Annotated in this window: 13 protein-coding genes and 1 pseudogene; 10 read left to right on the forward strand and 4 right to left on the reverse strand. The window is 69.8% G+C overall.

Annotated features, from left to right (window positions below; translation table 11 throughout):
* Window positions 1-143: 143 nt before the first annotated feature.
* Window positions 144-1454, reverse strand: coding sequence for an extracellular solute-binding protein (locus ABT004_RS12625; RefSeq protein ID WP_351334884.1), 1311 nt, complete (start codon window positions 1452-1454; stop codon window positions 144-146).
* Between the two features lie 683 nt (window positions 1455-2137).
* On the opposite strand from ABT004_RS12625, the gene ABT004_RS12630 reads away from it, so the two are divergent.
* The gene (locus tag ABT004_RS12630; RefSeq protein WP_351335079.1) at window positions 2138-3154 is read left to right on the forward strand and encodes a LacI family DNA-binding transcriptional regulator; all 1017 of its coding nucleotides are present in this window, start codon (window positions 2138-2140) and stop codon (window positions 3152-3154) included.
* A 68-nt stretch (window positions 3155-3222) separates the two neighbouring features.
* Here ABT004_RS12630 and ABT004_RS12635 read toward each other — a convergent pair whose 3' ends face one another.
* A complete protein-coding gene (locus ABT004_RS12635) occupies window positions 3223-3642 on the reverse strand; it encodes an arsenate reductase ArsC (protein ID WP_351334886.1) in 420 nt (139 codons plus the stop codon).
* A 127-nt stretch (window positions 3643-3769) separates the two neighbouring features.
* On the opposite strand from ABT004_RS12635, the gene ABT004_RS12640 reads away from it, so the two are divergent.
* Together ABT004_RS12640 and arsB are read left to right on the forward strand one after the other, a co-directional pair.
* Complete coding sequence (locus ABT004_RS12640) at window positions 3770-4081, forward strand: ArsR/SmtB family transcription factor (protein WP_351334889.1); 312 nt, start codon at window positions 3770-3772, stop codon at window positions 4079-4081.
* Window positions 4081-5187, forward strand: a complete 1107-nt coding sequence (gene arsB, locus ABT004_RS12645) for an ACR3 family arsenite efflux transporter (RefSeq protein ID WP_351334890.1) — start codon at window positions 4081-4083, stop codon at window positions 5185-5187. The genes ABT004_RS12640 and arsB overlap by 1 nt, the downstream gene beginning before the upstream one ends.
* Window positions 5188-5211: 24 nt before the next feature.
* Here the strand turns inward: arsB and ABT004_RS12650 are convergent, their stop codons facing one another.
* Complete coding sequence (locus tag ABT004_RS12650) at window positions 5212-5583, reverse strand: ArsR/SmtB family transcription factor (RefSeq protein WP_351334891.1); 372 nt, start codon at window positions 5581-5583, stop codon at window positions 5212-5214.
* 143 nt (window positions 5584-5726) lie between these two features.
* Here ABT004_RS12650 and ABT004_RS12655 point away from each other — a divergent pair, with 143 nt between their 5' ends.
* Window positions 5727-7082: an NAD(P)-binding domain-containing protein gene (locus ABT004_RS12655; RefSeq protein WP_351334892.1), complete on the forward strand. Its 1356-nt coding sequence runs from the start codon at window positions 5727-5729 to the stop codon at window positions 7080-7082.
* A 53-nt stretch (window positions 7083-7135) separates the two neighbouring features.
* Window positions 7136-7501, forward strand: a pseudogene (locus ABT004_RS12660) (ArsI/CadI family heavy metal resistance metalloenzyme); the annotation flags it as partial.
* Here ABT004_RS12660 and ABT004_RS12665 read toward each other — a convergent pair.
* Window positions 7488-8423, reverse strand: coding sequence for a LysR family transcriptional regulator (locus tag ABT004_RS12665; RefSeq protein ID WP_351334894.1), 936 nt, complete (start codon window positions 8421-8423; stop codon window positions 7488-7490). The pseudogene ABT004_RS12660 and the gene ABT004_RS12665 sit on opposite strands and share 14 nt — an antisense overlap.
* 140 nt (window positions 8424-8563) lie before the next feature.
* Here ABT004_RS12665 and ABT004_RS12670 point away from each other — a divergent pair, with 140 nt between their 5' ends.
* From ABT004_RS12670 to ABT004_RS12690, 5 genes are all read left to right on the forward strand, one after another.
* Window positions 8564-9568 (forward strand): fumarylacetoacetate hydrolase family protein, encoded by a 1005-nt coding sequence (locus ABT004_RS12670; RefSeq protein ID WP_351334897.1) that lies wholly within the window; start codon window positions 8564-8566, stop codon window positions 9566-9568.
* 17 nt (window positions 9569-9585) lie between these two features.
* On the forward strand, window positions 9586-10548 hold the full coding sequence (locus ABT004_RS12675) for a cyclase family protein (RefSeq protein WP_351335082.1): 963 nt from the start codon (window positions 9586-9588) through the stop codon (window positions 10546-10548).
* Between the two features lie 80 nt (window positions 10549-10628).
* Window positions 10629-11765 (forward strand): FAD-dependent oxidoreductase, encoded by a 1137-nt coding sequence (locus ABT004_RS12680; RefSeq protein WP_351334899.1) that lies wholly within the window; start codon window positions 10629-10631, stop codon window positions 11763-11765.
* Window positions 11762-12763: an amidohydrolase family protein gene (locus tag ABT004_RS12685; protein WP_351334902.1), complete on the forward strand. Its 1002-nt coding sequence runs from the start codon at window positions 11762-11764 to the stop codon at window positions 12761-12763. Before ABT004_RS12680 ends, ABT004_RS12685 begins: the two co-directional genes overlap by 4 nt.
* A gap of 6 nt (window positions 12764-12769) precedes the next feature.
* Entirely contained in the window at window positions 12770-13708 is a 939-nt protein-coding gene (locus tag ABT004_RS12690) for a VOC family protein (protein ID WP_351334905.1), read from the forward strand.
* Window positions 13709-13721: the final 13 nt, after the last annotated feature.

Consider the following 13721-nt stretch of genomic DNA (forward strand, 5'->3'; position numbering starts at 1 on the left):
CATTCGAATTCGGGTCGGGTGACAACAACCCCGGCCCCGCTACAAGGAGTTAACAGTGGCACGCGTCAAGCGCGCGGTGAACGCGCACAAGATCTCCGGCCGCACCCGCCGTTCGGTGCCGTACGCGTCGGTGCGTGTCCGCGTCAGCCGACGGCCTTCTTGACGCGCTCGTCGGTGGTCTTCCATGCCTCGGCCGGCGACTTCCCGTTCTCGACCAGCTGGAGGCCCTGCGAGAAGGCGTCCTTGATGGTGCCGTCCTTACGGCCGAGGACCTGCTCGGCGGGCACCTCGTTGGCCGCCTCGCCGAAGATCCGGCCGGTCGGGGCGCCGGAGAAGTACTCCGACGTGGCGTCCTTCACCTTCGGGTCCTCGAGCGCGGTCTTGGAGGACGGGAAGTTGCCCAGCTTCTCGAAGAGGTAGGCCTGCTGCTCGGGGGCGGTCAGCCAGGCCACGAGCTTCTTGGCCTCGTCCTTCACCGGGCTCTTCTCGGTGACCCCGAGGAACGAGCCGCCCCAGTTGGCGCCCTTTGGGGCCTTGGCAACGTCCCACTTGCCCTTGTTGGCGTCGCCTGCCTTGTCGCTGATGTGCGCGAGCATCCAGGCCGGGCAGACGGTGGTGGCGAAGGTGCCGTTGGCGAGCCCAGGGTCCCAACCCGGCTGGAACTGCGGCAACTTGGCGGTCAGGTCCTTCTTGGCGGCCTCGGTCGACAGGTCCCAGGCCTCCTTGATGGCCGGGTTGGTCTTGTAGATCAACTTGCCGGACTTGTCGTAGTACTGCTCGGAGTTGCCGTAGACCATGGCGTTGAACAGGCCGGAGGCCGAGTCCAGGTAGGAGACTTTCTTGTTCTTGTTGCCCTTGGCGAACTTCTCGCCGGTCTCGACGTACTTGCCCCAGTCCCCCGCCCACAGCTTGCCGACCTTCTCGCGGTCGGTGGGCAGCCCGGCCTGCTCGAACAGGTCCTTGCGGTAACAGACGGCCATCGGCCCGGTATCGGTACCCAGCCCCAGAACCTTGCCGTCCTTGGTGGTGATCTGACCCTGCTTCCACGGCTGGAAGTGCTTGATGCCCTTGGTGCCCGCGAAGTCCGCGAACTTCCCGGCCTGCGTCTCGGTCATCTCCTTCGCCCGCGCCACCTCGATGCCCTGGACGTCCTTGAGTCCGGAGCCGCTGGCGAGGTGGGTCTGCAGGGCGGTGTAGTACGTCTGCTCGTCGCCGGCCGCCTCGACCTTGACGGTGACCTTCGGGTGCTCCTTCTCGTACTTCTCGATCAGGCCGGTCTCCTTGAAGCCCATCACTCCGTACAGGCCCATGGTGATGGTGACCTTGCCGTCCTCGACGCCGCCGCCGGTGGCGCTCGCGCCCCCTCCGCCACAGCCCGCGAGCAGAGCGCCCGCCGCCGTACAGGCCAGCACAGCTGTGACTTTTGTACGCAGTTTCCGCTCGACCTTGAGCATGAACGTCCTCCCTGAGACGGCGCCGACGCACCGGTGGTACGAGTCGACCCGTAGCGCGGCCGCTCGCCGCGGGCACCATCAAGTCCCCAGCTCAGAGCGGGTTTTCCGGAGGCCGGTGAACTGGGTTCGGAACCTCTGGAGAGCCTGCTGAAGAGTTGGTGGGAACGTGCCCACTGATTTTCAGGAAGACTGGCGTCCCGCAACTCCCGTGTCAAGAAGTCGAATCCAGCTCGTTTCCACCTCGTTATCGACGAACGCTTCCTGAACGCGACCGTCGGGCGGGCAGAATCGGGGTGGCAACTGACAGAATGCGCAGGCCGGGAGGGTGCCAAGGGGTGCCGGGGAGGGGCGGCCTCCCAACAGGTCAGCCCTGAAGGGGAATTGGAGGGTCCGGAACGATGAACGGCGACAGCGCACGAGATGTGACGGGGCGGGAGTGGGGGACGCGGGGCGATGGGTGGGGGTCGGCGAACGACGGACGGGAGTCGCGGGGCGGGGGGCGGGAGTCGGCGCACGACAGCCGAGAATTGAGGGGCGACGGCCGGGAGCCGCAGGACGGCGGACAGGAGCCGGCGCACGACAGCCCGGGGCCACGGAACGACGGGCCGGAGGCTCGGGGTGGCGGTCGTGAGCAGGGTGGGCGTGGGGAGCAAGGTGTGCGTCCGGAACGTGAACAGAGTCGGGTGTCCGGAGCCCGGCCGCCGACCATCAAGACCGTCGCGGCCCGGGCCGGTGTCGGGCGGACCACCGTCTCCCGTGTGGTGAACGGCTCGGAGCTGGTCAGCGATCAGGCGCGGGAGGCCGTGCTCAACGCCATCGCGGAACTGGGCTACGTTCCCAACTCGGTCGCCCGCGGCCTGGTCACCAGCCGCACCAACGCCGTCGCCCTGGTCATCCCCGAGTCCGAGAGCCGGCTCGGCTCGGAGCCCTACTTCTCGGCGGTGATCCGCGGGGTGAGCGCCGCGCTCGCCGACACCCGCACCCAGCTCCAGCTGACACTCGTCCGCGACCAGGCCGAGCGCGACCAGCTCACCCGGTCCGTCGCCGAACGCCGGGTCGACGGCGTGCTGTTGGTCTCCGTCCACGAACACGACGTCCTGCCGGGCCTGTTGGAGTCGGCCGGCCTGCCGACCGTCCTCGCGGGCCGCCGCCGCGAGGACGACCCGCTCAGTTACGTCTGCGCCGACAACCGGGGCGGCGCCGCCACCGCCGTACGGCACCTCCTGGCCCGCGGCCGGCACCGTATCGCCACCGTCGCGGGCCCCCAGGACATGGAGGTCGGCCGCAGTCGCCTGCTCGGCTACCGGGAGGCCCTCGTCCAGGCCGGCATCCCGGCGGAGGAGCGCCTGGTCGCGGTCGGCGACTTCACCGAGGAAGGCGCCCGCGCGGCGATGCGTTCGCTACTTGAACGCATCCCGGACCTGGACGCCGTGTTCGCCGCCTCCGACCTGATGGCCGCGGGCGTCCTCCTCGAACTGCGCGCCCAGGGACGCCGCGTACCGGAAGACGTCTCGGTGGTCGGATTCGAGGACTCCTACCTCGCCCGCCACACCAACCCACCACTCACGACGGTCCGCCAGCCCACCGAGGAGATCGGCGGCACGATCGCACGCACCCTCCTGAGCGAGATCGGGAACCCGGCCGCGCCTCGCACCCGGCTCGTGCTCGACACGGAGCTGGTGGTACGGGAATCGTCTTAACTCGGGCCTGCTGGTTGCACCCTGAGTACATCCTTGAGCACGCCGTGAGCGCACTTTGGGCGCAACGGCTACTTCGCGTCGATTTCGGCGATCAGCGCCTCGACGCGGGTCTTGATCTCGTCGCGGATGGGGCGGACGGCCTCGACACCCTTGCCCGCCGGGTCTTCGAGAGCCCAGTCGAGGTACTTCTTGCCGGGGAAGACCGGGCAGGCGTCGCCGCAGCCCATCGTGATGACGTAGTCGGACGCCTGGACCGCCTCCGTGGTCAGCACCTTCGGCTCGGCGGCGGAGATGTCGACGCCGACCTCACGCATGGCCTCGACGGCGGACGGGTTGACCTGGTCGCCGGGGATCGAACCGGCGGAACGGACCTCGACACGGCCCCCCGCCAGGTGGTCGAGGAACCCGGCGGCCATCTGCGAGCGGCCCGCGTTGTGCACGCAGACGAACAACACGGAGGCGAGCGGAGCGGACGGGGTGGCGGACATGGCTCTTCCTTCACGAGTGGCGAGTCGGGCCCTCTACGGGTGACGAGTCGGGCCGCTCGAGCAATCAGCCCAGGCTGACATCAGCCCAGACTGGCATCACCCTGGACTGATGTGAAACTATCAGCCCATGATGACGTCAGTCGACACTGACCTGATCCGAGTCCTCGCCGACCCGCTCAGGCTCAAAATCGTGACCCTGCTCGCCCACGAGACCCTGTGCACGACACACCTGGTCGAGGAGACGGGAGCCAGGCAGACCAACCTCTCCAACCACCTCAAGGTCCTGCGCGACGCGGGGATCGTGGACACGGAGCCCTGCGGCCGGTTCACCTACTACCGGCTCAGGCCGGACGTCATCACCGCCCTGGCCGGCCAGTTCACTGAGCTGGCCGAGACGGCCCGTACCACCATCGACACCGACCGTAAGCGAGCCTGCTGATGACGACGACCGACCCCGGCAGCAGAACTCCCGCACAGGCGGGGGCCGATGACGCCTCGATCGTCGCCAAGCTCTCCACGCTCGACCGGTTCCTCGCCGTGTGGATCCTGCTGGCCATGGCCGTCGGCCTGGGGCTCGGCCGCCTGATCCCCGGCATGAACGACGCGCTCGCCAAGGTCGAGATCGGCGGCATCTCGCTGCCCATCGCCATCGGCCTGCTCGTGATGATGTACCCGGTCCTCGCCAAGGTCCGCTACGACAGGCTGGACACGGTCACCGGCGACAAGAAGCTGATGGTGTCGTCGCTGGTCATCAACTGGATCGTCGGCCCGGCCGTGATGTTCGCCCTCGCGTGGATCTTCCTGCCGGACCTGCCCGAGTACCGCACCGGCCTCATCATCGTCGGGCTCGCCCGCTGCATCGCGATGGTCATCATCTGGAACGACCTGGCCTGCGGCGACCGCGAGGCGGCGGCCGTGCTGGTCGCCCTCAACTCCGTCTTCCAGGTCATCGCGTTCAGCCTCCTCGGCTGGTTCTACCTCGACCTGCTGCCGCAGTGGCTCGGCCTCGGCGACGGCCAGGGTCTTGATGTGTCCGTCTGGCACATCGCGCTGAACGTGATCGTGTTCCTGGGCGTCCCGCTGGTCGCCGGATTCCTGACCCGCCGTATCGGCGAGAAGAAGCTGGGCCGGGAGCGCTACGAGTCCAACTTCCTCCCGAAGATCGGGCCTTGGGCGCTGTACGGCCTGCTCTTCACGATCGTCATCCTCTTCGCACTGCAGGGCGACGCGATCACCTCGGAGCCGGTCGACGTCGTCCGGATCGCGCTGCCGCTCCTGGTCTACTTCGCAGTGATGTTCTTCGGGAGCTTCCTGCTCGGCAAGGCGCTCGGGATGGCCTACGACCGCACGGCGACACTCGCCTTCACGGCCGCGGGCAACAACTTCGAGCTGGCCATCGCGGTCGCCATCGCCACCTTCGGCGTCACCAGCGGCCAGGCCCTGGCCGGCGTCGCAGGCCCGCTGATCGAGGTCCCCGTCCTCATCGGGCTCGTCTACGTGGCCCTGGCCTGGCGCAAGAGGTTCACACCCACCGAGGTGGGTTAGGACCCTGGGCCCGATCTCAGCTGTTCATACGGCGGGGCGCAGCGTCAGCAGCTGCCCCATCGACGCCAGTACCGACGGATCGACCCGGTAGTACACCCACGTCCCCCGCCGCTCGGAAGCGAGCAGTCCGGCGTCCTTGAGCTTCTTCAGGTGATGGGAGACGGTCGGCTGGGAGACGCCGACGTCGGAGATGTCGCAGACGCAGGCCTCCCCGCCCTCGTGGGAGGCGACGAGCGAGAACAGGCGCAGGCGGACCGGGTCGCCGAGCGCCTTGAACATCCGGGCCGCGGTCTCCGCCTCGTCGGCAGTGAACGGCCGCTCCGTCAGCGGCGGGCAGCAGGGCGCCGGGTTCTGGCCTTCGGTCTCGATGAGCGGCAGCACCTTCGTGTTCGACATCCATCTATGTTGACACGCGTCGAAGCAGAGGGCGAGGGAACCCTTCCAGGATTCGACAACCGTCTATATTGACGTTCACCGAAACAGGTGCGACGCTGTCCGGACAGCCATCGACGAACGTCGAAACAAAAAGGGGAAGCGCCGTGACCGCCACCACCAACGCCAGCGCCACCGACCACCTGCCCGTCGCCGTGATCGGCGCGGGGCCCATCGGCCTGGCCGCCGCCGCCCACCTGCTGGAACACGGCATCGAGCCGCTGGTCCTGGAGTCCGGGCCGCGGGCGGGTGCGGCCGTGCGCGAGTGGTCGCACGTACGCCTCTTCTCCACCTGGGGCGAGGTCGTCGACCCGGCCGCCGAGAAGCTCCTCGCCCCCACCGGCTGGGTCCGCCCCGACCCGTCGACGTACCCCTCCGGCGGCGACTGGGCGGACCTGTACCTCCAGCCGCTGGCCGACGCGCTCGGCGATCACGTACGGACCGGGGCACGCGTCACCGGTGTCTCCCGCGCGGGACGCGACCGTATCGTCGACGCCGACCGCGACTCCCAGCCCTTCACCCTCCATGTCACCTACGCCGACGGCCGCGAGGAGCGCGTCCTCGCCCGCGCCGTGATCGACGCATCCGGCACCTGGTCGACCCCGGCCCCGGCGGGCTCCGACGGCCTCCCGGCGCTCGGCGAGAAGGCGGCCGTCGACCGGATCACGTACCAGGTCCCCGACCTCAACGACCCGTCGGTACACGCCCGTTACGCCGGTAGGCGCACCGCCGTGATCGGCTCCGGCGCCTCCGCGTTCACGGCGCTGGCCACGCTCGCCGACGTAGCAAGGGACACCCCGGGCACCCACGCCGTCTGGATCCTGCGGCGCGGCATCTCCGGCTCCACCTTCGGCGGCGGCGAGGCCGACGAGCTGCCCGCACGCGGCGCGCTGGGCCTGGCCGCGAAGGCCGCCGTGGACGAGGGCCACGCGGACGCGGTCACCGGCTTCCGCACCGAGGCGGTCGGACGCGACACCGACGGCCGCCTGATCCTCGCCGCCGAGGACGGCCGTCGCCTGGACCCGGTCGACGAGGCCATCGTCCTGACCGGCTTCCGCCCCGACCTGTCCTTTCTCTCCGAGGTCCGCCTGAACCTCGACGAACGCCTCGAGGCCCCGGTCGACCTCGCCCCGCTGATCGACCCCAACCAGCACTCCTGCGGCACCGTCTACCCGCACGGCCACCGCGAGCTCTCCCACCCCGAGCAGGGCATCTACCTGGTCGGCATGAAGTCCTACGGCCGCGCCCCCACCTTCCTCGCGATGACCGGCTACGAGCAGGTCCGCTCGGTCGTCGCCGCACTCGCCGGCGACACGGACGCGGCCGACCGCGTCGAACTCACCCTCCCCGAGACGGGTGTCTGCGGCGGCGCGGGCCTCTTCGACACCCCGGAACCCGCCGAGACGACAGGCGGCGGCTGCTGCGCCACCCCTGCCACCCCTGCCACCTCCGGCGGCTGCTGACATACGTCAGACATACGTCGGCCCCACCCCGCACACCCACCAGGAGGCACGCCATGTCCCGCGTCCAACTCGCGCTCCGCGTACCGGACCTGCAAGCGTCCATCGCCTTCTACAGCAAACTGTTCGCCACCGAAACCGCCAAACTCCGCGACGGCTACGCCAACTTCACCCTCACCGAGCCCCCGCTCAAACTCGTCCTGATAGAAGGCACCGCAGAGCAGACGAGCCGCCTGGACCACCTCGGCGTAGAAGTCGAATCGACCGAACAGGTCCACACGGCGACCGCCCGCCTGGCCGAGGCGGGTCTTGCCACCACCGAGCAGCACGACACCACCTGCTGCTACGCCGTGCAGGACAAGGTCTGGGTCCACGGCCCCGGCCAGGAACCCTGGGAGTTCTACGTGGTCAAGGCCGACGCCTGACCGGAGGGCCCGGCACCGCCGCCAGTCCCCCTCCGACCCGCGCCGCCGTCTCGCGCAGCCAGATGTGGGCGGCGTCGTGGGTGTGCACCGGGTGCCACCACATGGCTTCCTGGAGGGGGACGGCCTCGTACGGTGGGTCCACGACGCGGACGGCGGCGATCGGCGCCATCAGGCGGGCGAGGCGGGCCTGGACGAGGGCGATGCGACGGGTGCCGGCCACCAGCAGGGGCAGGAGTTGGAAGCTGTCGACGGAGACCTCCACCTGTGGTTCAATGCCGAGCATGCCGAGCTGGCGGACCGCCGGGGCGTCGTAGGTCCGCTGGTACGTGACCCAGGGCAGGGTCGCCAGGTCCCGCAGAGTCAGCCGGTCCTCGACGCTCGGGTGGTCCTCCGCGACGAGGAAGACCCAGCGGTCGTCGTACAGGTCGGTGGCGGGGAAGTCGCTGATGACACCGTGCGGCATCAGCAGCCCGTCGACCGCGCTGAGCAGCGTCGCCGTGTCGTCGACGACGCTGGGCGGGGTCTGCGTGAAGCGCAGCCGGATGCCGGGGGCCTCCTCGTGCACGACGCGGGCGAGTTCGGCGCCGAACACGGACACGGCGTAGTCGGACGCCACCAGCCGGAACTCGCGGGACTCCTCGGCCGGGTCGAAGTCGGCCTGGCTGGCGAAGAGTCGCTCCAGGACGTCATACGCGGTGGACGTGCGGTCGAGCAGCACCTGGCCGAGCGCCGTCAGCTCGTAGTGGCCGCCGACGCGGGCGAGCAGGTCGTCGTCGAAGTGGCGGCGCAGCCGGGACAGCGCCGCGCTCATCGCGGGCTGGCTCAGGCCGACGCGCTCCCCGGCCCGCGTGACGTTGCGCTCCTCCAGGAGGGCTCGCAGAGCGACCACGAGGTTGAGATCCAGGCGGGCCAGGTTCACGATTTCCTCTCCTTGCACGTCATCTCATTGCACCGTGCTGACCAGGTTATATCTGTCCAGCGGATGCTTTCCATCCACACAATCTATTTCCCTGATCGCGGGTGGCGGGTCCAGATTGGACCCACCGCAATCAGGAGGACATGTCCGTGAACCCCGCCCCCGCATCCCCGCTCTTCGCCGGCCCCTTCGCGCTCGCGACCCTCTCGGCTCCGGACGGACCGGCGTTTCCCGCACTCGTCACCGCCGACGCGTCCGTCGTGGATCTGCGCATCGCTTTCAGTGAGGGCCAGTTGACCGCCCGTCAGCTCCTGGAGGACTGGCCGACGGTCCTGCCGCGACTTCGAGCTCTGGCAGCAGACGACTCGGTGGAGCGCGGCCTGCTGGCCGACTTCCGTGTGCATGCTCCGGTCGAGCCGCGCCAGGTCCTCCAGTCCGGCGCCAACTACCGGCAGCACGTCATCGACCTCCACGTCGCCCACCGCGCCCCCGGCGACGAGCGCCCCGAGGAGGAGCGTCGCGCGGAGGCCGCCGAGATCATGGACCGCAGGGCGGCCGAGGACCTGCCGTACGTCTTCATCGGCCTGCCGAGCGCCATCACGGGCCCCTACGATGACGTCGTTCTGCCCGCGTGGGCCGAAAAGCCGGACTGGGAGCTGGAGTTGGCGGCCGTCATCGGCAGGCCCGCCCACCGGGTGTCGGTCGAGGAGGCGCTGGGGTACGTCGCCGGGTACACGATCGCCAACGACCTGACCGACCGGGCCACCGTCTTCCGCCGGGACATGCCGCAGATCGGCACGGACTGGCTGCGCAGCAAGAACGCTCCCGGGTTCACCCCGCTCGGCCCGTGGCTCGTGCCCGTCGAGTCGATCGCCGACACCGGCGATCTGCGGCTCTCACTCAAGCTAAACGGCGAGACGATGCAGGACGAGTCCACCAAGGACATGATCTTCAACGTGGCCCGGATGGTGTCCTACGCCTCCCAGAGCGCCCAACTCCTGCCCGGCGACCTCGTGTTGACCGGCTCCCCGGCCGGCAACGGCATGCACTGGGGGCGGCTGCTGCGCGACGGCGACGTGATGGACGGCTCCATCACCGGGCTCGGCGCCCAGCGCACCCGCTGCGTCGCCGAGGAGCTGGCGTCGTGACCCCGGGCAGGGACATCGTGGCTCCGGACAGGAACGATCCCGAGGGCGCGATCACCGGGGCCGCCACGTCGTACTCGAACTGGGGGCGTTGGGGAGATGACGACCGCCTCGGCACCCTGAACTATCTCGACGAGGCAAAGCGCCGCGAGGGCGCCGCCCTCGTCCGCCGGGGCGCCAGCTTCTCCCTCTCCCAGCGCTTCGACATGGACGGCCCGCAGAAGGGCTGGCGGCGCCGCACCAACCCCGTGCACACCATGCTCGACACCGGTGTCGACGCGGCCCTCGCCAACCAGGGCTTCCCGCACGGCATGGGCGGCGCCGACGACGTGATCGCCATGCCGCTGCAGTGCTCCACCCAGTGGGACGGCCTCGGCCACATCTTCGACCACGGCAAGGCGTGGAACGGCCGGCCGGCCGAGCAGGTCGTCACCTCCGACGGCGACCTGGTCACCGGCATCGAGCACATGGCACCGTACGTCGCCGGGCGCGGCGTCCTCCTCGACGTGGGCCAAGTCATCGGCGAGGACGGCGAGTTGCCGGACGCCTTCGCCATCACCGAGGATCATCTGAGCGCGACCGCCGACGCCCAAGGGGTGCGCGTCGGGCGCGGCGACATCGTCCTCGTACGCACCGGGCAGCTCGCGCGGGCTCGCCGGGACGGCTGGGGCGACTACGCGGGCGGCCCGGCCCCCGGCCTGTCGTTCACGTCGGCCGGGTGGCTGCACCGCACCGAGATCGCCGCGATCGCCACCGACACCTGGGGCTTCGAGGTCAGGCCCAACGAGTTCGAGCACGCCTTCCAGCCGCTGCACCAGGTCGCCATCCCCAACATCGGCCTGCTCATCGGCGAGATGTGGGACCTGGACGCGCTCGCCGTGGACTGCGCGTCCGACGGCGTGTACGAGTTCTGGCTCACGGCCGCTCCCCTGCCGATCACGGGCGCCGTCGGCTCCCCGGTCAACCCGGTCGCCGTCAAATAGCCCCGCGGACCGAGCCCTCCTTCAAGCACCTCGCCGCTTTCAACTTCCTTGAGAAACAACGGAGATCCGGAGATCCCTTCATGAGCTCACCCCGCACGGTTCTCGTCATCGGCGGCGGCGCGGCCGGCAACGCCGCCACGATCCTGCTGCGCCGCGCCGATGTCACGGTCGACCTGATCGAGGCGAAGGACGACTGGAACGCCACCGCCGGATCCGGCATCACCCTCCAGGGCAACGCGCTGCGCGTCCTGCGCGAACTCGGCGTGTGGGAGCAGGTGGAGCAGTCCGGGTACGGGTTCGGCGCGGTCGGCATCACCGCCCCCGACGGCACGGTCCTGCACGTCGCCGAGGACCTGCGCACGGGCGGCGACGACCTGCCGGCCACCGTCGGCATGCAGCGCCCGCACCTGCAACGTGTCCTGATCGACGCGGTCCGCGCGAGCGGCGCCACTGTCCGCCTGGGCGTGCGGGCCACGCACTTCGAGCAGTCCGCCGACACGGAAGGTGTCACGGTCCGCTTCACCGACGGCGGCGAGAGCCACTACGACCTGGTGATCGCCGCCGACGGCCTCGGCTCCACCACCCGCGTGGCCATCGGCATCCAGGACAAGCCGGAGCCGACCGGCATGGCGATCTGGCGCGTCGCCGCCCCCCGCCCGTCCGGTGTCACCCGCACCGACCTCGCGTACGGCGGCCCGGCCTACATCGCCGGTTACTGCCCCACCAGCGAATCGACCTTGTACGCGTACGTCGTCGAGGCCAACCGGGACCGGGCGACGATCCCGGTCGATTCCTACGCGGACGAGATGCGCCGCCTGGCTTCGACGTACGGCGGCCACTGGCCGGAGATCACGGCGAGCATCACCGACCCGGCGCAGGTCAACTACACGTGGTTCGACCGGATGTTGGTCGAGGGTGCGTGGCACCGCGGCCGCGTCGTCCTGGTAGGCGACGCCGCGCACTGCTGCCCGCCCACGCTTGCGCAGGGCGCGGCCCTCTCCCTCGAGGACGCGCTGGTGCTCACCGAGATGCTGACCACCACCGATGTCTGGGACGACGCGCTCTTCCAGGCCTACTACGAGCGCCGCATCGCGCGCGTACGTCCCGTCGTCGAGGCCTCCGTGCAGATCGGCCAGTGGCAGCTCGACGGTGTGCGCGACGCCGATGTCCCCGGCCTGATGGGCCGCACCATGACGATCCTGCGGGAGCTGCCGTGACCCACACACCACCCACCGTCGACGTGCACGCGCACGTCCTGTTGCCCGAGGTCGAGGCGCTGGTCGACGGTCTGCCGGGGCACGCGGAGGCGCGCGCCCTGGACGCCCGCCGCAACGGTCCGGCCGCGCTGAAGGTCAACGGCGGGATGATCGGCGAGCGCATCGAGCGCCTGACGGATGCGTCGGCGCGGCTCGCCGTGATGGACGCCCAGGGCGTGGACGTCCAACTGGTCAGCCCGTCCCCCTCGCACTACCACTACTGGGCGGACGAGGACACGGCCGAGAAGGTGTACCGGCTGGCCAACGAGGCGACCGCGGCGCACTGTTCGGCCGCCCCCGACCGGCTGCGCGGCCTCGGCCTCGTACCCCTCCAGCACCCCGAATACGCCGTGCGCGCACTCGACCACGCCCTGGACCAGGGGCTGTTGGGGGTCGAGATCTCCAGTCACGCACCGGCCCGCGAACTGTCCGACCCGACGTACGAGCCGCTGTGGGCCCGCGCCGCCGAGACGGGGGCGCTGGTGTTCCTGCACCCCTTCGGCTGCACGCTCGACGAGCGCCTCGACCAGTGGTACCTGTCCAACTCGGTGGGCCAGCCCACCGAGAACGCGGTCGCCCTCTCCCACCTGATCTTCTCCGGTGTCCTCGACCGGCACCCCGGACTGCGGATCATCGCGGCGCACGGCGGCGGCTACCTGCCTACCCACATCGGCCGCGCCGACCACGCGTGGCGAGCACGCCCGGACGCACAGGACTGCCGCAATGCGCCCAGCAGCTACCTCGGGCACCTCTACTTCGACTCGCTCGTCCACGACCCTTACGTACTAAGGGAGTTGGTGCGGACGGCGGGTCCGGACCGGGTGCTGCTCGGCTCCGACTTCCCCTTCGACATGGGCAGCGAGGACCCGCTCGGCGCCCTGCGCGCCGCGGACCTGCCCGCCGCCGACTTCGACGCCATCCGCGGCGGCAACGCATCCGCCCTCCTCCAAAAGGACTGATCCACCATGAACGGACGCCTGCTCACCCACCTGCGGCACGTCGACCTCGCCGTGCCCGACTACGACAAGCAGCTCGACTTCTACGCCGGAGTATGGGGCCTCACCAAGGTCTCCGAGGACTCCGGCATCTCCTTCCTCGCCGCCGAGGGCTCCCCGGAGCAGTACGTCGTCCGGCTCCGCAAGGCCGAGGAGAAGCGCCTCGACCTCGTCTCATACGGAGCGGCCTCGGCGGCCGATGTGGACACGCTCGCCGAGGAACTCCTCGCGGGTGGCGTCCAATTGGTCTCCCATCCGGGCAAGGTCGACACTCCCGGAGGCGGCTACGGCTTCCGCTTCTTCGACGTCGACGGCCGCACCATCGAGGTCTCCGCCGACGTGGAGGTCAGGCAGCACCGCAAGATCGAGGAGAAGGAGGCCATCCCGGTCAAGCTCTCCCACGTCGTCCTCAACTCCCCCGACCTGAACCGGACTCGGGAGTGGTACGAGCGCCACCTCGGCTTCGCCCTCTCCGACACCCTCTCGTCGCCGCACATGGGTGAGGTCATGCACTTCATGCGGATCTCCAACCAGCACCACTCGATGGCGATCGCGCAGGGCCCGCACACCGCTCTGCACCATGTCTCCTTCGAGATGCGCGGACTGGACGAGTACATGCGCGGCTCGGGCCGTGTCATGCGCGCCGGGTTCAAGAAGGTCTGGGGTCCGGGCCGGCACATGGCGGGCGACAACACGTTCACGTACTTCCTCGACCCGCACGGCAACACCGTCGAGTACACGACGGAGCTGGAGGAGCTCGACGAGGACACCTGGCACCCGCACGTCTACGACTTCTCGAAGCCCGAGGTCACCGACCAGTGGGGCACGGCGAACGCGATGAACGAGCTCATCGCCAAGGAGTCCTTCAACGACGTCGACCGCGGCGTGTTCGTCGCCCCGCCGGTCTGAGCCCGAGCCACCC

The organism is Streptomyces sp. NPDC002790 (assembly GCF_040295505.1).
Taxonomy (GTDB): domain Bacteria; phylum Actinomycetota; class Actinomycetes; order Streptomycetales; family Streptomycetaceae; genus Streptomyces.

Bases quoted from the DNA above. Each gene is read 5' to 3' on its own strand.
- ABT004_RS12680 (WP_351334899.1), top strand. From the start codon at position 10,629: ATGAGCTCACCCCGCACGGTTCTCGTCATCGGCGGCGGCGCGGCCGGC.
- ABT004_RS12625 (WP_351334884.1), bottom strand. From the start codon at position 1,454: ATGCTCAAGGTCGAGCGGAAACTGCGTACAAAAGTCACAGCTGTGCTG.
- arsB (WP_351334890.1), top strand. From the start codon at position 4,081: ATGACGACGACCGACCCCGGCAGCAGAACTCCCGCACAGGCGGGGGCC.
- ABT004_RS12640 (WP_351334889.1), top strand. From the start codon at position 3,770: ATGATGACGTCAGTCGACACTGACCTGATCCGAGTCCTCGCCGACCCG.
- ABT004_RS12670 (WP_351334897.1), top strand. From the start codon at position 8,564: ATGTCCGTGAACCCCGCCCCCGCATCCCCGCTCTTCGCCGGCCCCTTC.
- ABT004_RS12635 (WP_351334886.1), bottom strand. From the start codon at position 3,642: ATGTCCGCCACCCCGTCCGCTCCGCTCGCCTCCGTGTTGTTCGTCTGC.
- ABT004_RS12690 (WP_351334905.1), top strand. From the start codon at position 12,770: ATGAACGGACGCCTGCTCACCCACCTGCGGCACGTCGACCTCGCCGTG.
- ABT004_RS12650 (WP_351334891.1), bottom strand. From the start codon at position 5,583: ATGTCGAACACGAAGGTGCTGCCGCTCATCGAGACCGAAGGCCAGAAC.